Below are 20,736 nucleotides of genomic sequence, written 5' to 3'. Positions count from 1 at the left end.
CAAGCGGCTGGAACGCGCGGTGTGTGGCAACCGTCAGCGTTGAGCAATGTACCTAACCAGCAATGATTTTTCACCCTTCCGACAGGAATTGTCCGCTTGATTTGTCGCTCGGTCGGCGGCAGCCCGCGCCGGGCTCGGTTTGAGCGCCCGCGAATAAACGGCAACGAGGCGGAGGCCGGTGCCCGCGAATCACGCGAATAGACGCAAATCGGCGTTCATTCGCGTGGACTAGCGGGCCGAAAACAGAGTCTGGAATCCGCAAACCGATCCGGATCTGTATGCCCGGGTATCGATCTGTGGTTGAACGGAATTCTCCGGGTCAGAGCTCGCGCACGACGACGCGCCGCACGGGTCCGGCATACGCAAGCGCCGCCGCGAATCCGGCCGCGACCTCCAGCCCCTCGATCCGCCAGTGCGCCGGAGCATCGGGCACCAGCACGTCGGCCAGCAGCGCGGCGGGACGTGCCGGGTCGAGCTCGACCGTATAGGCCGCGCCATTGCGCAGCAGCCCTTCGCCGCGCGCTTTCACGTACGCCTCCTTCCGCACCCAGCCATGAAAAAAGCCCGCTGGCTTCTGCGAGGGCGGCAGCGCCGCCCATGTACGCTGCTCCGTCGCGGAAAAATGCGTTGCCACCACCCCCGCCATGTCGACGTCGCGGTTCATCTGTTCGAGATCCACGCCGACCTCGCAGCCGCGCGCGACGGCCAGCAGTGCGCGGCCGCCCGAATGCGAAAGGTTATACCGCAGGGTCGCGGGAAACCCCTCGCCCAGTTCCGGCTTGCCGTGTGGCCCCGTGCGGAAGCCCAGCGCCGCCGGCGCGCAGCCCAGGTAGCCCGCCAACCGCTCGCGCAGCGCCGCATGCGCCACCACGTAGTGAACGCGATCTTGCGGCCGCCGAAACGCCGCGGCGCGCGTCTGCTCGTTGGTCGAGAGGCAGCTCGAGCATCGCACCACCTCGGGCTCCGACGCCTCCAGCCCGAAGCTCCACATGTGGATTTCGTTTGCGCCCAACTCGAGTGACGCACCTTCGCTCACAGCTTCTTCAGCTTCTTCAACAACAGCGCCTCGACCTCCGCGTCCGACGCCGCGGCGATCTGCGCCTCGGTGATCTGGCGGGCGTCGTTCGTCGGCCCGGCGGTGACCGAAGCATCGGGAGCGAGTCGCGTCAGCAGATTCCGCGCGAGCCGCTCCACGTCCGGATAGTCGAACGCCAGCGTGGCCGGCAGCGTCACCCCCAGTTCGCGCGCGAGCCGGTTCTTCAGTTCGACCGCCATCAGCGAATCCACGCCGAGGTCGGCGAACCCCTGCCGCGCGTCCGGCAACTCGCCGGGCGCGAGCTTCAGGATCGCGGCGAGCACCTGCTGCACGTAAGCGCGCAGCAACGGCAGCTGCTGGTCGGGCGCGGCGGCACGGACCGCGGACACGACCGCCGCAACCGTCGCTGCCGCCGGCGCCGACACCGTCGTGTCCATGGTGGGCAGCGCTTCGAACAGCGAACGCGCCCCGCGCGCTTCGTAGATCGACCGGAATCGCGGCCAGTCGACCGATGCCACCACCACGTGCGGCGCATCGCCGGTGAGCGCGCGTTCCAGTGCCGCCAGCGCCGACGACGGCGCGAGCAGTCGCACGCCCGCCGCCTCGAGCCGGCTCGCCGCCTCCGCGGTCGCCATCCCGCCACCCGCCCACGCGCCCCAACTCACGCTCAGCGCTGGTCGTCCCTGCGCGCGTCGTCGCACCGCCAGCGCGTCGAGCCAGCCGTTCGCCGCAGCGTAGTGCGCCTGCGCCTTCGAACCCCACACCGACGCGATCGAGGAGAACAGCACGAACACATCGAGTGTCTGGTCTGCGGTGAGTTCGTCGAGCGCGCGCGCGCCCTGTCCTTTTCCGCGCAGCCCCGCCTCCCAGTCCGCCGGCGTCAATTCGTTCAACGGCTTCTCGCCCGCCACGCCCGCGGCATGAAACACGCCGCGCAGCGGCGGTGTGCAACCGCTCAAAACCGCGGCGAGCGCGTCGCGATCCGCCACGTCCACCGCCTGCGCCGTCACCGTCACGCCCTGCACCCGCCAGCGCTGGAGCGTCGCCTCCGCTGCGGCCGACGGTCCGCGTCGTCCAAGCAGCAGCAGGTGCCGCGCGCCGCGTTCCACCAGCCACTCGGCGATACGCATTCCCAGCGCGCCCAGTCCGCCGGTGATGAGATAGGTTCCGTCGGCTCGCGGCACAAACCGAGTTGCCGGCAGCGGATGCTCGCGCAGCCGCGCACCGAACCGGCCGGCCGTGCGCAGCGCCACGTCGTCGTCGGCGTGATCCGCCCGTAGTTCGACCGCCAGCGTGGTCATGGACACGTCCGCACCCAGATCGATGCGGGTGACACGCAGTTCCGGATACTCGAGCGCCGCGATTTTCGCCGCGGACCACGCCACCGCCGCCGCCGAGCGCACGTTCTTGCCGTCCACTTCGTCGACTGCCACCGCGCCGCGGGTTACCACCCACAGCCGCGCCGGCGCGCGCACCGCGCGCAACACGGCCTGCAGCTGCGGTCCGTCCGATTCCTCGCCCGCCGCACACCACACGACCCCGCGCTGCGCGGAGGCCGGATCGTCGGTGACCGGCTCGCCGAACCGGCGCAGTTCGGCCGCCAGTTCGAGATTATCGCCGACGATGCACCACGCACCGTCCGCGTGCACGCCGCGCGGCGGTGCCGGCTGCGGCTCCCAGCCGACCACGTAGGCGGGAGCTGGCACCACAGCGGCTGTGTCGGTCGGACCCTCTTCGAACCAGTACCGTCGTCGCTGGAAAGGATACGTGGGCAGCTCGGCGCGACCCAACGTCCGCCGACCAATCACCTCGCGCCACCGCACGGGCACGCCACGCACCCAGGCCTGTCCGGCACTCGCACGCAATTGCGCCGATTCGCCGCGACCGGGTCGGAGACTCGTCAGCCACTCCGTCGCTCCAGCCGTCCACGTCTGCTGCGCCAGCGCGATCAGCAAACCCCGCGGACCGACCTCGATCACCACCTGCGCGCCGGCGCGTTCCGCTGCTGCGGCTGCCGCGCCAAACCGCACCGGCTGGCGAATCTGTTTCACCCAGTAGTCGGCCGTCCCGAGTTCCGCACCCGCCACGTCGCCCGTCACACCGGAAACGAACTCGCACGTCCGTTCGCTGCGAAACGCCGTCGCTGCCGCTGCGCGCCGAAATGCTGGCAGCGTGGGCTCCATCTGCCGCGAATGATAGCCTTGCCGGACCGCGAGCAGTTGCGCGCGCACGCCGCGCGCCTTGAGCTCCGCCCGCGCCGCCTCGATGCGGCGCCGTTCGCCCGTGAGCACCACTTGCCTCGGGCTGTTGACCGCGCCCAGTTCGACGTCGCCGCGCGCCAGGATCTCCTCCACGTCAGCCTCGGTGCCAGTGACCGCCAGCATCGCGCCGTCCTCGGGCAACTCGCCCATCAGCCGCGCGCGTTCGATGAGCAACGCCAGCGCCGCCTCGGTCGTAAACACGCCCGCCACGCACGCCGCCGCGTATTCGCCGACGCTGTGTCCCAGCACGACCGCCGGCTGCACGCCCCATGCCTGCCACGTCCGCGCGAGCGCGTACTGCAGCGCGAACAGCGCCACCTGGCCGAACTCGGTGTGACTCAGCTTCTCCTCCGATTCGAGCGCGGCCACGACGTCCCAGCCCGCGCGCGCCTGCACGATCGCGCGACACTCCTCCAGCGCGGCGCGATACACCGGCTCGTGCGCGAACAATTCGCGCCCGGCTCCCGCGTAGAGTGAACCCTGGCCGGAAAACAGGAACGCCACCTTCGGCGGCTCGCCGACGGTTCCGCTGAAAACGTCCGGCGTTGCTGCGCCGCGCAGGTAAGCCGCGATCCGCTCCGCCGCCTTATCGGCGCGATCGGCGGTCACCGCGAGCCGGTGACGGAAGGCAGACCGCGCGATCGCCGCGGTGCAGCAGATCACCGGCCACGTTTCCCCCGTGCCTCGCAGGAAGGTCTCATAACGCTGCGCCAGCGCCTGCAACGCGGGTTCGCTGCGCGCGGACAGGAGCAGCGGCACGCCGTCGAGCCCGCTCGTGTTCGAGGCGCCGGCCGTCTGCTCTGGCGGCTCGCTCAGCACAAGGTGCGCGTTCGTTCCGCCAAACCCAAACGAGCTCACGCCGACGATCCGCGGTCCCGCGCCCGCCGCGACCGGCCAAGGCGTGGGCTGTGTGGGCACCTCGAGCGCGCACTCGGACCACGGCACATGCGGCGTCGGATTCTTGAAATGCAGGTGTGGTGGAATCTCGCGATGCTGCAGCACCAGCACCGCCTTGATCAGTCCCGCCACGCCGGCGGCGGATTCAAGATGGCCGAGGTTCGTCTTGATCGAGCCGACGCGCAACGGCGCCCCCCGCGGACGTCCCTCGCCGAACACCGCCTGCAGCGCACCGAGCTCGATCGGATCGCCGAGCGACGTGCCCGTGCCGTGCGCCTCGACGTAACCAACTTCAGCCGGGGTGACGCCGGCCTGCCGCAGTGCGGCGCGGATCACGGCTTGTTGCGCGGGTCCGCTCGGCACGGTGAGACCGCTGGTGCGGCCGTCCTGGTTCACCGCGCTGCCGCGCAGCACCGCGAGGATCCGGTCGCTGTCGCGCTGCGCCGCATCGAGTCGCTTCAGCACCACGATGCCGCAGCCCTCCGACCGCACGAAGCCGTCGGCCGACGCGTCAAAGGCCTTGCAGCGGCCGTCCGGCGCGAGCATCCGCGCGCGCGAGTGGTTGACCGTGATGAAGGGCGACAGGAGCAGGTTCACACCGCCGGCCAGCGCCACTTCGCACTCGCCCGTGCGCAGGCTCTGCGCGGCGAGATGGATTGCGACGAGCGACGACGAGCACGCCGTGTCGATCGCGACCGCCGGGCCCTGCAACCCGAGCGTATACGCCAGCCGGCCCGCCGCGACACTGTGCGCATTGCCCGAGCCAACGTACGGATCGAGCGTATCCAGCCCGCGCGCGACGAGCAGTTGCGAATAGTCCTGACTGCCGATGCCGACAAACACTCCGGTCGGCGTGCCCGCCAGCGCGTCGGCCGCCACGCCCGCGCGCTCGAGCGCTTCCCACGCCGTTTCGAGGAGGAGCCGCTGCTGCGGATCCATGTGCTCGGCCTCGCGCGGCGAGATGCCAAAGAAGCCCGCATCGAACTGCTCCGCGCCGGACACGAATCCGCCGCAGCGCGTGACCATCTTGCCAGGCGCCGCCGGATCCGGATCGTAGAACGCGTCGATGTCCCACCGTTCGCGTGGCACCTCGGAAATCGCGTCCACCCCCTGGCGCAGCAGCTCCCACAGCTTTTCCGGCGTGTCCGCGCCCGGAAACCGCAGCGCGTAGCCGATCACGGCGAGCGGCGGGCTTGCCTCGTGACCCGCGGTCGCGGCGCCAGGCGATTGTGCCACCGGCAGATCCGTCCCGGTGCGCGTCGCCCGCTCCGGCGAGGCCGGATCCCAGAGCGAGCCGAGAAATGCAGCCAGCTTTTCGGCGGTGGGATGGTCAAACGCCAGCGTCGACGGCAACGCCCGGCCGAGCCGCGTCTGCAGCCGGTTCCGCAGCTCCACCGACGTGAGCGAATCCATTCCCAGCGCGAAAAAGCCCACCGCGGGATCCACGCGCTCGGCGTGATCCAGCCCCAGCACGCCCGCGACCTGCGTCCGCACTTCCGCCAGCAGCCGCTGCGCCCGCAGCGTCGGTGCGAGTTGCCCCCACTCCTCCGCAGCGCCGGTCGCCAGGCTCGGCTCGGCGGAGCCGACGCTCCGGACGTCCGCGAAAAACGGCATGGCCGTAAACGCCGCCGGCACGTCCGCCCACGTCACGGGCATCACCGCCACCTGCGTCGGCATCGCGTCGAAGAGCGACTCCAGCACGCGCCAGCCCTTCGCCGGCGCGATCGTGCCGAAGCCTTTCGCCTTCACCCGCGCGCCGACGGACCGCTCCGCCGCCGCTCCGATCTCCGACCACGGGCCCCATGCGATGCTCAACGTCAACGCTCCGCGCGCGGTGCGATGCTGCGCCAGCGCATCGAGGAACGCGTTCGCCGCCGCATGATTCGCCTGGCCCGGCGCGCCGACCGTCGCCGTGGCCGACGAAAAATAAGCCGTCCAGTCGATCGGCAACTCCGCCGTCAACCGGTGCAGTTGCCACGCGCCCGCCAGCTTCGGCGCGAGTACGCGCTGAAACCGCGACCACGTCAGCTGCCGCAGCACGCCGTCATCGAGCACGCCCGCCGCGTGCACCACTCCGCGCAGCGGCCACGGCGTCGCGGCGATCCGCGCCAGCACACGGGCAACGTCACTCTCGCTCGACACGTCCATCGGCTCGCAGCGGAGCGTAGCGCCGCGTGTGGCAAATTCCGCGATCACGCCCGACGCCTGCTCGCCGCCCGCCGACCGACTCGCCAGCACCAGATGCCGCGCGCCGCGGTCGACCAGCCAGCGCGCCAGCGGAACTCCGAGTCCGCCAAGCCCACCGACGATGAGATAGGTGGCATCGGGCGAGATCGCGGCCCGCTTCGCCGTGCCGCTTCCCGCGGTCGGCGCGTGCACGAGCCGCGCCACCCGGCGCCACCCGCGCCGCCACGCGATCTGCGTTTCCGGCTCCGGCCGCAGGATCTCCATGGCGATCGCGTCGAGGTCCGTCTGCTCGTCGAGGTCGAGGCACGTCGGCTGCAGTTCCGGATGCTCCTGCGCGACGGTCCGCGCAAAACCCCAGAGCGCCGCACCCGCCAGTCCACCGACCGCGTCGTCCGCGCTCGTCCCGATCGCGTCCGCCGTGACAAAGAACAGCCGCGCCGGCTGGGCCGCGAGCGCCTGCGCCAGCCGCAGCGCGCTGGCCAGCGGTTCCGGCTGGAGCGGATCCGTCGCGTCCAGCGCCGCCGCGTGAATCGCCCCGCACCAGTCGGTCCGTGCCGACCACCGCGCCGCCACGTCCGCCGACGGAGCGACGCGCTCGCACACCGCACCGGCACGCTCGAGTGACGCCGCAAGCGCGTCGAACCGCGGCAATCCGGGCTCGCCGACGATCAGCCAGCGACCGGCGTCAGCCGCAGCGGCAGGCGCGGCGCCGCTTGCGCGCGCCACGATCACCGACTGCTGCGCGAAGATCTCTCCTTGGGCCGCCGGAAACGCGAAGGCTTCCGGCGACGCAAACCCGGTCGTGCCGAGCACCTCGGCCCAGCGTTCGCGTGAGAGCAACGGATGCTCGCGACGCAACGGCGCGTCCGCGAACCGCCACCACCCTTCCGTCAATCCGAAGATCAGGTCGAGCAACGCGAGCGGCGCGGTGACCTCGAGCAGCAGGAGGACGCCGTCACGCGCCAGCAGCCGGCGCACATTCTGCAGCGACGCGGCGACGTCGCGCGTGGCATGCAGGACGTTCGCCGCGACCACGAGATCGAATTCGCCGGCGGCAAAGCCCTGCGTCAGTGGATCGCGCTCGATGTCGAGCTGCTCGGCGCGGATCCAAGGCCGATCGCCGTAGCGCGCGCGCGCTTGCGCCACGAACACCGGCGACACATCCGTGAACACGTATTCGACGTTCGCTCCGGGCAGCGCCGGCAGGATCGCGGCCGTGGTGCCGCCGGTGCCGGCGCCGATCTCGAGCACGCGCAGCGGACGATCCCCCGTCACCAGCGAACGAATCGTGGAACCCACAAGCGCGTTGATCGCCTGCGCCGTCGGCGTCGCTCCGTAGAGCGTTGCCACGGTAATCGGTTCATTCGCGGGAAACAACAGCGTGAGCGGATCGACCTGCCCGCGCAGCACCTCCGGCAGCCGTGCGCCGCATCGTGCGAGCAGCGTCGCCTCCGTCCTCGCCGCTGGCACCTGCGACACCAGCGCGTCGATCGCAGCCGACGGATTCGCCGCGGCGTCGGGTTTTTCCGCGAGCTGCTGCAATCGCGCGAACAGCCGCGCGTAACCGGGCAACATGCCCTCGCCGTGGCCGCCGAGCTCCGCCACGGCGTCGCGCGCGAATCCCGCGGCGATCCGCTCCAGCGCGGCCAGACATCCGGCATAAGCCGCGTCGCGTTCGCCGAGCGCAGTCCCTGCGAGCCAGTCGCGCAACTTCGCACCGAGTTGCTCCGGCGGCGCAAACTGCGCGGTGGTTGCGCTGCGTTCGCGTCGCGGCTGTTCGCGCCAGTCGATCGAGTAAAGCCAGTCGGCGGACGTTCGCGTTCCGACCGGCGGCAACGCCCAGTGGCGCTCGCCGTGAAATCGTCGTTTCGGCAACGGCAGTGCGCGCGGTGTTGCGGCGACCGGCGCTTCCTCGAGGATCAGGTGCGCGTTCGTGCCGCTCACGCCGAACGAACTCACGCCCGCCCGGCGCGGCCGGCCGGGATCGGCCCAGTCACGCAGCGAGCGCACGACCGAAACCGGCACCTTACTCCACGGTATCCGCGGCGAGGGTTCGCGGAAATGCAGGTGTCCCGGCAGCTGACGATGCCAGAGCGACAGCACGACCTTCATCAACCCCGCGATGCCGGCGGCCGACTCGAGGTGACCGATGTTGGTCTTCACCGACCCAAGCAGCAACGGCCGGTCCGCCGGCCGCTGCGGACCGTAGACGTCGGCGAGCGCGCCGACCTCGATCGGATCGCCGAGCGCTGTCCCCGTGCCGTGCGCCTCCACGTAATCGATCTCCGCCGGCGTGAGCCGCGCCGCCGCCAGCGCCGCGCGGAGCAACTGCCGCTGCGCCGCGCCGCTCGGCACGGTGAACCCGCTGCTCGGCCCGTCCTGGTTCACCGTGCTGCCGCGGATTACGGCGAGGATGCAATCGCCGTCGCGCTGGGCGTCGCCGAGGCGTTTCAACACGACCATGCCGCAGCCCTCGCCGCGCGCATAGCCGTCGGCCGCCGCATCGAACGTCTTGCAGCGGCCGTCCGGCGCCAGCATCCGCGCGCGCGACAACGCCGCCGAAGCGTCCGGTGCGAGGATCAGGTTCACGCCGCCCGCCAGCGCCAGCGCACACTCGCCGCTGCGCAACGACTGACAGGCCAGATGCACGGTCACGAGCGACGACGAGCACGCCGAGTCGACCGAGAGCGACGGTCCGCGCAGCCCGAGCAGATACGAGATCCGGCCGGCCGCGGCATTCGGCGCGTTGCCGGTGATGAAATACGCGTCGAGCGGCCGGTCACCCGCGTGCGCCTTGAGCAGCTGGCCGTAGTCGTTGTTCGTGATGCCCACGAACACGCCGGTCGCATTCTGCTCGAAGCGATCGCCCAGCCCGCCGGCGCTGTCCAGCGCCTCGTGCGCCACCTCGAGCAGCAACCGCTGCTGCGGATCCATCGCGGCCGCCTCACGCGGCGACACGCCGAAGTAGGCCGCGTCAAACCGGTCCACCTCGTCGAGAAACGCGCCGCGCCGCGTGCAGATCTTCCCTGGCGCGTCGCTGTTCGGATCGTAGAGCGCGTCCGCGTCCCAGCGGTCAGCGGGCACCTCGCTCGTAGCGTCGACGCCCGCGCGCAGCAGTTCCCAAAAACCCGCCGCGTCACGCACGCCGCCGGGCAGCCGGCAGCCCAGACCGATGATCGCGATCGGCTCGGTCCGCGCGCGCTCGACCGCGACGAGTTTTTCCGCCGCCTCGTCCAGCGCGCGCAGCAGCCGCTGCGGGTTGAACTTCGCGGGTTCCGGCACAGGCGCGCTCATGGATCGTGGTGAGAATGGAGAGCCGTTCGGCGGGTGCCAAGGTCACGCCTTGGTCCACCGCGGCGGCAGGTCAGGCAGGCTGCCCGCGCAGCGAATCGCGGCGATCGCACCGCCGGCGTCGCGCTCGAACGCGAGCTCGACGCACAGGCCCTCGATCACGAACCGATCCGGTCCGTGCGGCAGCAGCCGCGGCGCGTTTTCGCCCACGAGCCGGAGTCCGGTGTCGTCCGCGACGATCCGCCACTCGTCGCCCGTCGCCGCGCAGAACCGGCCCGTCAGCTCCTCCGCGTTCGCCGGCCGCGGCGGCGGCACGATCGGGGGCACGCCGAGGAAATCGCTGATCGCTCGCCCCTGTCGCGGCCAGTCGGCATCCGCGTTGTCGTGCACGAACACGCGTCCGGGAAATCGCGCCGTCAGCTCGTCGCTCCACTCGCGGCGCTCGCGGAAATAGTCGAGGATCGCCGCGGGATCGCTGCGCCCGAGCCGGCGACCGCGCGGCGTGGCGGCGAACTCGCCTTGGAGAAAATCCCAAAACCACGCGCCGCGCCGGGCACAAGTCACGCGCAGCGCCTCCGCCACGTCCGCCGGCCGGAGGTGGATCAGCACTGGCGCGACGGGCGCGAGGAGTTCGCAGGTGCGGTCGAAATGCGTCGCGATCTCCGCGCGCGACAGGTCCATCAGCAGCTGCGTACCGAGCGTCGCCTGAAACAGCGTGCCCTCGAGCAGCACCGTATCGCCTGGCTCACGCAGCCCTCGCGCAAGCGCCGCCCAGCCGTCGTGCGCCTTCGTCAGTGCGCGCCGATATTCGACGGGGCCCGCCTGCATCGCCTCGCGCGCCTCGCCGAAGCTGAGCACCGGATGATCCAGCTCGTGCTCGAACCACCAGCGGGCGCGCTCACCGCACGCCTCCAAATGCAGCCAGAGCTGCTGCGTGGTCGTCGTCTTGCCGGAACCGGGCAGCCCGTCGCAAAGGATGAGTCGCGGCGGCGGCATCACGTGGAGCGAATCAACGACTCCAATTTTTCGAGCCGCTGCGCGAGCGCGGTCTCCACATCGGTTTCCTCGGCCGCCGTTGCCGCCCCCGCTGTTTCCGCCGCGGCAGTCGGCGCCGCCGGCGCGGCGATCCGCCCATCGGCGCCGAACAGCGTTTCCACCAGATGCGCCGCGAGCAGGTGAATGCTGGCGTGGTCGAACACCAGCGTCGACGACAACGTCCGGCCGCACGCCTGCGACAGCCGCCGCCCAAGGTCCACCGCCATCATCGAGTCCATGCCGAGCGCGAAGAAGCCCTGGCGCACCTCCGGCAGCCGGCCGTCCTTGAACCCGAGCACCGCCGCCACCTGTTGCTGCAAAAACGCCTCCATCCCGCCGCGGCGTTGCTCCGGCGCGGCAGTCGCCAGCGCGGCCAGCTCGGCCTCGAGCCGGCCGGCCGCGGCGGGTTCACGTCTCCCGCCGACCAACGCCAGGAACGGCTTCGCGCCGTGCAGTTCGAAGAACTCCTTGAACACGGCCCAGTCGACGCGCGCCACCGCGACCTGCGCCCGCGTCCCGCCCAGCGCACGATCGAGCGCGGCGAGTGCCACTGCGGGATCGAGCGGGCTCACGCCGTAGCGCGCAAGCAGCGCCTGCTCCTCCGGCCCGGCCATGCCTCCGCCACTCCACGGCCCCCAGCCGACGCTGAGCGCCGGACGTCCGGTGGCGCGCCGCTGCTGCGCGAGCGCGTCGAGCGCGGCGTTCGCGGCGGCGTAATGCGCCTGGCCCTTCGCGCCCCAGAGCGCGGCGATCGACGAAAACAGCACGAAGAAATCCAGCTCATGCCCCGCGGTTGCCGCGTCCAGCGCGCGTGCTCCACCGAGTTTCGGCCGCAACACGTCGGCCAACGCCTCGGGCGTCAGCTCCGCGATCGACACCCGGCTCACGACGCCGGCCGCATGCACGATGCCGCGGACCGGTCCGAGCTCGGCGCCCACCTGCGCAAGCACGCGACGGACGTCCTGCTCGACGGCGACGTCGGCCGCCAGGCACCGGACGGTCACGCCCGCTTTCTCCAGATCCGCGATCCGTGCCAGCGCCGTCACGCCCGGGCTCCGTCGCGCCGTCAGCACCAGCCGTCGTGCCCCGCGGGCCACGAGCCATTGCGCCACCTGCAAGCCGAGCGCGCCGGTTCCGCCGGTCACCCAATACGCCGCGTCCGCGCGCAGGACCGGCAGCGGACTTACCGGCGGCAGCGGTGCCGGTTCGAGTCGCGCGACGTGACGCACTCCCCCGCGCCACGCGACCTGGTCCTCGCCGGCCGGATGTCCCAGCAATTCCGCGACGAGACTCGCGAGATCCACTGCCGTCGGGTCGGCGGGCAGATCGATCAGCGCTCCCCAGCGCTCCGGATGTTCGAGCGCGTACACCTTGCCCATGCCCCACAGCGGCGCGTGATCGAGCCGCACCCGGGCGTCGTCCGCGCTCGTCGCCACCGCGCCGCGGGTGGCGATCCACAGCGGCACGTTCGCGGTCTGCATCGCGCGCAGCAGCCGCGCCGCCTCAGACTCGCCGGGTTCGTCGCCCGCCCAGAACAGCGCTCCGCGCCAATCGCCGGAGCGAAACGCCTCCGCGCGTTCGAGCGTCTGGCCGTTCGCGTCAAAGATCGATTCGAGTTCCTGCGGTGCGGGACCAAGCACCAGCCAGCGTCCAGCAGCCGGCGCGGCCGGCACGCCAAGCGGCTCCGCCGGCCAGCGCACCTCGTACGTATAGCCGGCGAGCGGATCGCCGCTACGGTGGTGCGCGCGCAGCAAGGCCGCGATCACCGCGGGCGCAGCCGCCCGCTCACTCGGAGACAGCTCCGGCTCGATCGCCAGCTGGACCGCCAGCCGCGCGAGCTCGTCCACGTCGGCGACAGCGGGCGTCGGGTCGAACCAGTGCCGCTGCCGCTGGAAGGGATAGTGTGGAAGCTCGACGCGCGCGAACGCGAATCCGCGGTCGACTTCCTGCCAGCGGATTGGCACGCCGCGCACAAACGCTTGCGCGGCCGCGTCGAGCATCGCCTGCCAGCCACGCCCATCCTTCCGAAGCGCGGGCAGCCACACGTCGCCCGTCGCTCGCGCGGCCTCGTCTGCCGACCCCAGATCAATGCTCAGCACAACGCCGGCGGCGTGCAAGGCGTCGGCGGCGATCCGCGACCGGAAGGGCGGTTTCAGCGGCGCCAGCCAGAATTCCCGCTGCCGCGCCTCGGCGCCGATGGCCGCGCCGGTCTCGGCGGAAATCAGCGCCGGAGGTTTCGACGCCCGGCCGTTTCCGCCGACCGCACCCGCCGCCGCTTTTGGCGGAATCGCGTCGCCGAACAGCAGCGCGATCGCCTCGCTGCGCGACAGCACACCTGCGGCCACAGCCGCGGCGATCTCTCCGGCGCCGGCACCGGAGACCGCCACCGGCTCCACGCCCCACGCGCGCCAGGCGCGATGCAGGGCGTAGCCGACCGCAAACGCCACCGCGCCCGACAGCTCCACGGGAATCGCCGACGACGGCGAGTTGAACGCCGAGGTCAGGTCCCAGCTGGTGCGGCTCGCCAGCTCCGCGCGACATTCGTCCACCGCCGCACGGAACACCGGCAGCGACGCATACAGCTCCCCGACGAGTTCGGCACGCTGATCTGCCTCACTCGGAAACCACAAGGCGAGTCGCGGCGGCTCACCGGCCTCGCCCTGCCAGACACCGGATGCGGCCGCTCCCTGCGAGAAACCCGCGAGCAGGTGCGCGCGGTCGGCGTTCACCGCCAGCCGGTGCGCGAAGTGCCCGCGCTGGGTCGCCGCCGCATGACAGAGATCCGTCCATTCTTCGCCGCTGCGTGCCTCGGCGATCCGGGCCACATAGCTGGCGGCGAGCGCCCGCAACGCCGGCGCAGTCCGCGCCGACAGCACCAGCGCGTGCTCCGCGCGCCGTGGCGCCGGCGGATTGTCCGCCGGCCGAGGCACCCTGGGTTCGCTCACGATCACGTGCGCGTTGGTGCCCCCAAAACCGAACGAGCTGACGCCTGCCACCCGCACCAGGCCGGGCCACGGCGTGGGCACGGTCGGGATCGAAATGGGTGTATTCGCCAGCTGGATCAGCGGATTGACGGCGCGCAGGTGCAGGTGCGGCGGCAGCGTGCGGTGTTGCAGCGCGAGCACGACCTTGATCAGACCGGCGATCCCGGCCGCCGCTTCGAGGTGGCCGATGTTGGTCTTGACCGAGCCGATCCAGCACGGCGCCTGCGGATCGCGCTGCTCGAGCAAGACGTCGCGCAGCGCGTTCACCTCAATGGGATCGCCGAGCGACGTGCCCGTCCCGTGCGCCTCGACGTAACTCAGCGCCGACGCGGGGATCGCCGCGTCGCGCAACGCCGCGCGCACCACCGCCTGCTGCGCGGGGCCGTTGGGCGCGGTGAGTCCGTTGCTGCGGCCGTCCTGATTGATCGCGCTGCCGCGAATCACCGCGAGCACCCGGTCGCCGTCGCGTTCCGCGTCGCGCAGCCGCTTGAGCACGAGCACGCCACAGCCTTCGCCGCGCACGTAGCCGTTCGCCGCGGCATCGAAGGTCTTGCAGCGTCCATCCGGCGCGAGCATGCCGGCGCGCGCAAAGGTGGTGGTCAGCTCGGGCGCGAGGATGAGATTGACGCCGCCGACGAGCGCGAGCGTCGACTCGCCGGCGCGGAGGCTGCGCACCGCGTGGTGCACGGCGACCAGCGAGGACGAGCACGCGGTGTCGAGCACGAGGCTCGGGCCGCGAAGATCGAGCAGGTAGGAAATGCGATTGGCCGCAATGCTCAGCGCGTTTCCGGTCCCGGCGTGTGCGTCCGTGCCGGCGGCCACGCGCGCGAGCAACCGGCCGTAGTCGTTGGTGCTGATGCCGACGAACACGCCGGTGCGCGAGCCGGCGAGCGAGCGGGGCACGATGCCGGCGTCCTCCAGCGCGGCGTAGGCGACTTCGAGCAGGATCCGCTGCTGCGGGTCCATCAGGTCCGCCTCGCGCGGGGCGATGCCGAAGAACTCGGCATCAAACGCCTCCACGTCCGGCAGAAAACCGCCCCACTCGGGCGCATCGGCCGTCGCGGGATCCCAGCGACCGGGCGGCACACGCGTGATCGCCTCGCGCCCGTCGCGCAGCAGCGTCCAGAACTCCGCGGTCGATTCCGCGCCGGGGAACCGACAGCCCATCCCGACGACGGCGATCGGGTTGAGTTCATCGGCCGCGCCGCCGGTCGGGTCAGACTTTTCTGTCGCCGGTTTCGTGCCCGCGTCGGGTTCGTCGACCAGCGCGACGAGGTGACTCGCGAGCGCCTGGATGCTCGGGTAATCGTAGATCAGCGTCGGCGGCAGCCGGCGACCCATCCAGCGTTCGAGTTCGCCGGACAGTTCCACCGCGGTCATCGAGTCCAGCCCGTAGCGCGAGAACGGCTCGCCGGCATCGATCTGCTTCGGATCGAGCTGCAGCCGCTGAGCGAGCTGTTCGACGAGCCAGGTGACCACCAGCGCCTGCTCGACCGAGCCGCGCGCCGCCGCCGCGGTCGCGTCGAACGGTGGCGCGCTCGAGACCGGCGAGCGCCACTCGCCGACGAGCTCGAGTTCGCCGGCGAGATACTGCTGCCGGCAGGCGCGGCGCATGATCTTGCCCGATGACGTCTTCGGTACCGAATTCGTCCGCAGCAGCGCGATCGCGCTGACCTGCAGGTCGTGCTGCTCCGCGACGGCCTTGCGGATCGCGGCAACGACCTCGTCGACGTTGAGCTTGCGCAAATACGTCCGCTCCACCTCCTGCGCGATCACAAGCGTTTCGTGCCCGTCGATCTCCACCGAGAACGCCGCGCCGCACGCGGGCCGCAGCGCCGGGTGGCCTTTCTCGACGGTGAGCTCGATGTCCTGCGGATAGTGGTTCAGCCCGCGAATGATGATCAGGTCCTTCACGCGGCCGGTGACGAACAGCTCCTCGCCGCGCACGAAGCCGAGATCGCCCGTCCGCAGAAACGGCCCATCGCCGTTCGCGAGCCGTGCCTGAAACGTCTCGGCGGTTTCGGCGGGGCGCTTCCAATACCCGAGCGCGACCGACGCGCCGGCGAACCAAATTTCGCCCACGTGGTCCTCGGCGCAGGGCTCGCACGTCACCGGATCAACGATCAGGTAGCGGTTATCGGTCCGTCCCCGCCAGCCGCAGCCGACGATCGGCTGCACGCCGTCGGTGCCGGGCCCGCCAAGGACCACGCGGTGCTGCGCCAGCTCGTCGCTGCGCACGTGTACGATCCGCGTCGGCTCGGCGCAGGGAAGCGCCGAGACCTTCAGCGTCGCCTCGGCCAGCCCGAAACCGGGCGTGACGGTGAGGGGCGAGAGACCGCACGGCGCGAACGCCGCGTTGAACGCCGCGAGCGTCTCCGCGCGCACCGGCTCGGCGGCGTTGAGTGACATCCGCCACGAGCGCAGATCGAAGCGGGCCCGCTGCTCGGGCGTCGTACCGGCGACGCACAGGTCGTAGGCAAAGTTCGGCGCCGCGCTGTGCGTGGCCCGGTAGCGGCTGATCGCCTCGAGCCAGCGCACCGGTCGCTGCAGGAACGCCGGTGGCGGCAGCATCACGCAGAAGAACCCCTTGAACAGCGGAATCAGCGCGCCGTAAATCAGCCCGAGGTCGTGAAAGATCGGCAGCCAGGTGACCATCACGCTGTCGGGCGTGTGATCCCAGCCGCGGTCGAGATCATCGAGCGTGTGGAGCAGGTTGCCGTGCGACACCATCACGCCCTTCGGCGTCGACGTGGAGCCCGACGTATACTGGAGAAACGCGAGGTCGTCCCCGCGCACCTGCGGATCGCGCCAGCCGGCCGCCTCGTCGGTCGGAATCCGGTCAGTCGCCAGCCATTGCCACGCGCGCAGCTCGGGCGAATGCGTGAGCCGCGCTTCCAGGTCGTCGGCCACCTCGGCGTTGGTGAGCACCACCGTCGCGCCGGCATCGGCCGCGATCGCCTGCAGCCGGCGATCCGGGCGGTTGCGTTTCGGCGGATAGCTCGGCACCGCGATCACGCCGGCATAGAGGCAGCCAAAGAACGCCGCGAGAAACTCCAGCCCGGGCGGGTACAGCAGCAGCGCGCGATCGCCGCACGCCGTGATCGTCTGCAGCCGCGCCGCGATCGCGCGCGCGCGCCGGTCGAGCTCGGCATAGGTGAAACTGGCCTCCTCGGTTTCGCCATCCGCCAGGAAAAGGTAGGCGCGGCGGTCGGGCTGGTGCTGCGCGCGGCCGCGTAACAGCGCGACAAGGGTCGACGGCACCGAAGCGGAGGAGCTGGGTAAATTCATCAGGACGGCGGCTGGACTCACCGCCAAAAAGGCTTGTCACGCCGAAAGCGTTACTGCGACAAACGCTTTATCAACGCGGGCCGCACGGCCTTGGCAATCCGCTTTTCGGCGCGCGCCACATCCGCGACGTTTTTTCCTTCACTTCACTCATGTCCGCAGAATCGGAGAACGACTCCACCCGTTACCACGTCGTGTTGAACGATGAGGAGCAGTATTCAATCTGGCCCGTCGATCTGCCGATTCCCGGCGGTTGGCGGCACGACGGCACAACGGGGACGAAGCCGGAGTGCCTCGCCCACATCAAGGCGGTGTGGACCGACATGACGCCGGCCAGCTTGCGCCGGGCGCGCAACGCCGCGACGCCGTGAGTTCCGTCGCCGCCGCACGCTGGTGCATGGTGCCGCGGCCGCAGCCGGCGGCGCGGCTCCGGCTGGTGTGTCTGGCGCACGCCGGCGCGGGCGCCTCCACTTTTTTCAGCTGGGGCGCGGCGCTGCAGTCCGCCGGCATCGAGGTCCGCGCGGTGCAGTATCCCGGCCGCGAAAACCGCTACGGCGAACCGTGCCTGCCGCAGGCGCCGGCGATGGTGCAGGCGCTGGCCGATGCGTGGCCGGAGATCGCCCCCGGCCCGTGCGCGCTGTACGGTCACAGCATGGGCGCGCTGCTCGGGTTCGAGCTCGCGCGCGAACTCGCCCGCCGCGGCGCGGCGAACCCGCCGCGGCACCTGTTTCTCGCCGGGCACAACGCGCCGCATCTGCCCTCGCGGCTGCCGCTGCTGCACACGCTGCCCGATGGCGAGTTCCTGCCGGCCGTGGCGCGACACTATGGCAATCTGCCGGCCGAGCTCATCGCCGACCGCGAGATGGCCGCGCTGCTCGGCCCGATTCTGCGCGCGGATTTTCAATTGGTGAACGAGTACGCCTGGCGGGACGCCGGCCCGGTCGACGCGCCGCTCACGGTGTTCGGCGGCACGGAGGATCCCTGGACCAGCGAGCCGGGCCTCGCGGCCTGGTCGCGGCACACGCGCGGTCGCTGTCAGCTGCACCTGTTCGCGGGCGGGCACTTTTTCCCGCAGGCGCACCGGACGGCGCTGCTCGCGCGGCTGCAAGCGACGCTCGCCGGCCTTGCGGGTTGACCGTCACCAGGCGGAAGAGCGCCCGCGAATCACGCGAATGAACGCGAATCTCGGTAGTGAAGCTGAGGCTTTGCTTGTTGATGATTCCCAGAAGACGCGCCGGTGCTCGGGTCCGGCGCGGCCGCCCGCGACCGCCCTACCTCGGCGTCACTCCCGCATGCGCCTCGATTGGCCCGGATTCGCGGCCGGTTGCATCGCAAAATCAACGACACGTCGCTTGCCACGCGGCAGTGAATCGACCATCACTCGCTAATCCATGATGCCGCCCCCTGATTCGTCTGTGAGCCCCTCGGCCGGCGCGTCGCTTTGGACCCGCCGGCAATGGATCGGCGCCGCCTTCGCCGGACTCGCCGCGGCGGGCTGCAGCAAGCTGGAGCGCTTCTCGTTCCACCGTGCCGTCGCGGTGCGCGGTGAAATCCATGTGCTCATTTGGGCCGACTATCTGCCGCAGGAGGTGTTGGACGAATTCCAGGCGCGCACGGGCATCCGGCCGGTGCTGCACTATTTCAGCTCGAACGACCCGTTGCCCGACCTGCTCCGCGCGCGCGCTGAACCCTACGATTTGGTGATGCCGTCAGGCTTCATGGCGCAGTATCTGCGTGAACTCGGACTGATCGGAGCTTTTGACCGGAAGCGGCTCCCGAACGTCGCGAACGTCGACCAGCGAACCTTCGGTTCGCGATTTGATCCGGCGTGCGACTGGTTCGTGCCGTATATCTGGGGCGCGACGGGAATCGGCTACAACGCCTATCGCATCGACGGACTGCCGAAAAGCTGGTCCGACCTGTTCATCCTGCAGACGCGCGTGGACGGCGAGGTGGCCGGAGTCTCCGTGCTGGACGACGCCCGTTACGCGCTCGGCAACGTTTTGATCTACCATGGGCTCACGCCCGCCACCGCCACCGAGGCCGATGTCGAGCGGGCCGGTGAGGTGCTGTACCAGCTGCGGGATCGGATCGCGTTTTTTGAAAGCGACCGCGTGGCGGAACTCCTCGCGACCGGCCGGGTGGATCTCGCCATGGCCTGGTCGGGAGATGTGACGCGCGCGATGGAGGGCGATCCCGACGGGAGGTTCGCACCCAACCTCAACATCCGGATCTCGCTGCCGCGCGAAGGTTCGATCCTGTTCAAGGACGGTTTCTGCCTGCCCACCGCCGCGACCAACCGGGCCGAGGCGGAGGAGTTTGTGAACTACCTGCTCGAACCCGAGGTCGCCGCCGTCGTCACCAACTACTCGCTCTTCGCCACCACGATTCCGACAGCCCGTCCCATGATCGACCGGCGGATCCTCAACGGTCCGTCCTATTTCCTGCATCCCTCGGGCGAGAAAAAGAACGTGACGCTCGAGGACGCACGCGTCTCCGAGGAGGTCTACGACCGGGTGTGGAAACAGGTGAAAGCGGGCAGCAGCCCGGTGACGCCGTCGATCACCGTGCCCGTGGCTCCGACGACGCTCACGCCGGCGTCCAGCTGAAGGGCAGCTGCGGCGTCCGGCCGCCGGCCGCACCGAGCAGCGCCGCCGGCAGCTCGCTCCGCTCAACGTCGCGGCGGACCGGAGACGGGCGGTCGCTCGTGGGTCGCCGCCGGCGCGGCGTCACCGCTGCGCGACGAGCCGTCGAGGATGATCGGCAGCCGGTCCTCGCCGCCGCCGATGATCACCACCTTCGAGTTCGGCGAGCGCGCGATCTCCAGCGTCGCCTCGATGCCCTTGAACCGGAGAAACTCCTCTGAAATGCCGCCGCCGGTGATCGTGTCCTGGAAATCGCGGATGCCCTGCGCCTCGATCTTTTTGCGCTGCGCCTCCTTGCCCTCGGTCTGCAGCCGGTAGTCGAACTCCTGCGCGAGCTGCTGCGCGCGCAGCTTCGACTCGATTGCCTCCGCGACCGGCCGGGGCAGCGTCACGGCTTTCAGCAGCAGGTCATCCAGCAGGATGTGCCGATCACCGACGTTCGCGAGCGCGCCCTGCACCACCGTTTGGACGATGAAGTTTTGCGAGGTGTAGATTTCCTCGGGCTTGTACTGGCCGAGGACGAACCGGAACTGCGCTTGGATTTCCGGCTTCACCACCTTGTCGACGTAGTCGTAGCCCACGTGCTTGTGCAGCAATCCGAGCTGATCATAGAGCGGGCGGAAACGGATCGACACCTCCACGTTGATGGCGAGGCCGTCCTGCGACAGCACGGTGAAGGCATCGGCGACCTGCTGCACGCGGGCGTTGTAGATGAACATCGTGTTCCACGGCGCGATCACATGCAGACCTTCGCCGTAAACGTGCTTGGTCACGGTGCCGCCCTGGAACAGCCGGTAGAGCACCCCCGCGTGGCCCGCCTCGATCCGGATGAAAATCCGGTTCCAGAAGAACGCGACCACGAAGGCGAGGAGGAAGCCGGCAATCACCAGCACCACGCGGTGTTCGCGCCAGAGATCGCCGGCGTTGCGGCGGATCCGGCGCAACAGCCCGGGCCGACGCACGGGAGCCTCCGCGCGCTGGACGGAGGCCGGCGCCGGTCGGGCCGCGTTGGCGGCGGCCGGGCCTTCGGCACCGGCCGCGGGCGCGCCGGCCGGCCGCGGTTCGCCCGTCGGCTCGGGCGCAGGGTTGGGAGGGGCGGCGTCAGGCATGAAGGG

Annotated in this window: 8 protein-coding genes; 3 read left to right on the top strand and 5 right to left on the bottom strand. The window is 70.6% G+C overall.

Annotated elements, in window-relative coordinates; genetic code table 11:
- Nucleotides 1–319: 319 nt before the first annotated feature.
- From OTER_RS09940 to OTER_RS09925, 4 genes are read right to left on the bottom strand one after another with little or no spacing between them, the layout of a single operon-like run.
- The gene (locus OTER_RS09940; RefSeq protein WP_148218072.1) at nucleotides 320–1,036 is read right to left on the bottom strand and encodes a 4'-phosphopantetheinyl transferase family protein; all 717 of its coding nucleotides are present in this window, start codon (nucleotides 1,034–1,036) and stop codon (nucleotides 320–322) included.
- Nucleotides 1,033–9,675: a type I polyketide synthase gene (locus OTER_RS24025; RefSeq protein WP_012374783.1), complete on the bottom strand. Its 8,643-nt coding sequence runs from the start codon at nucleotides 9,673–9,675 to the stop codon at nucleotides 1,033–1,035. Before OTER_RS24025 ends, OTER_RS09940 begins: the two co-directional genes overlap by 4 nt.
- Nucleotides 9,676–9,717: 42 nt before the next feature.
- Complete coding sequence (locus tag OTER_RS09930; protein WP_012374782.1) at nucleotides 9,718–10,668, bottom strand: P-loop NTPase family protein; 951 nt, start codon at nucleotides 10,666–10,668, stop codon at nucleotides 9,718–9,720.
- Nucleotides 10,668–16,979 carry a type I polyketide synthase gene (locus OTER_RS09925; protein ID WP_012374781.1) on the bottom strand — a complete coding sequence of 2,104 codons (6,312 nt, stop codon included), beginning with the start codon at nucleotides 16,977–16,979 and terminating at the stop codon, nucleotides 10,668–10,670. Before OTER_RS09925 ends, OTER_RS09930 begins: the two co-directional genes overlap by 1 nt.
- 149 nt (nucleotides 16,980–17,128) lie before the next feature.
- Between OTER_RS09925 and OTER_RS09920 the strand changes: the two genes are divergently transcribed.
- From OTER_RS09920 to OTER_RS09910, 3 genes are all read left to right on the top strand, one after another.
- Entirely contained in the window at nucleotides 17,129–17,347 is a 219-nt protein-coding gene (locus OTER_RS09920; protein WP_012374780.1) for an MbtH family protein, read from the top strand.
- Complete coding sequence (locus OTER_RS09915) at nucleotides 17,344–18,111, top strand: thioesterase II family protein (protein ID WP_148218071.1); 768 nt, start codon at nucleotides 17,344–17,346, stop codon at nucleotides 18,109–18,111. The genes OTER_RS09920 and OTER_RS09915 overlap by 4 nt, the downstream gene beginning before the upstream one ends.
- Nucleotides 18,112–18,367: 256 nt before the next feature.
- Nucleotides 18,368–19,585 carry a polyamine ABC transporter substrate-binding protein gene (locus OTER_RS09910; protein WP_012374778.1) on the top strand — a complete coding sequence of 406 codons (1,218 nt, stop codon included), beginning with the start codon at nucleotides 18,368–18,370 and terminating at the stop codon, nucleotides 19,583–19,585.
- Between the two features lie 62 nt (nucleotides 19,586–19,647).
- Here the strand turns inward: OTER_RS09910 and OTER_RS09905 are convergent, their stop codons facing one another.
- A complete protein-coding gene (locus tag OTER_RS09905) occupies nucleotides 19,648–20,730 on the bottom strand; it encodes a prohibitin family protein (protein ID WP_012374777.1) in 1,083 nt (360 codons plus the stop codon).
- Nucleotides 20,731–20,736 lie beyond the last annotated feature (6 nt).

It is taken from the genome of Opitutus terrae PB90-1, from assembly GCF_000019965.1.
GTDB lineage: Bacteria > Verrucomicrobiota > Verrucomicrobiia > Opitutales > Opitutaceae > Opitutus > Opitutus terrae.
Note: the sequence above shows the minus strand (reverse complement) of the source record. Positions and strands in the feature narration are given on the sequence as shown.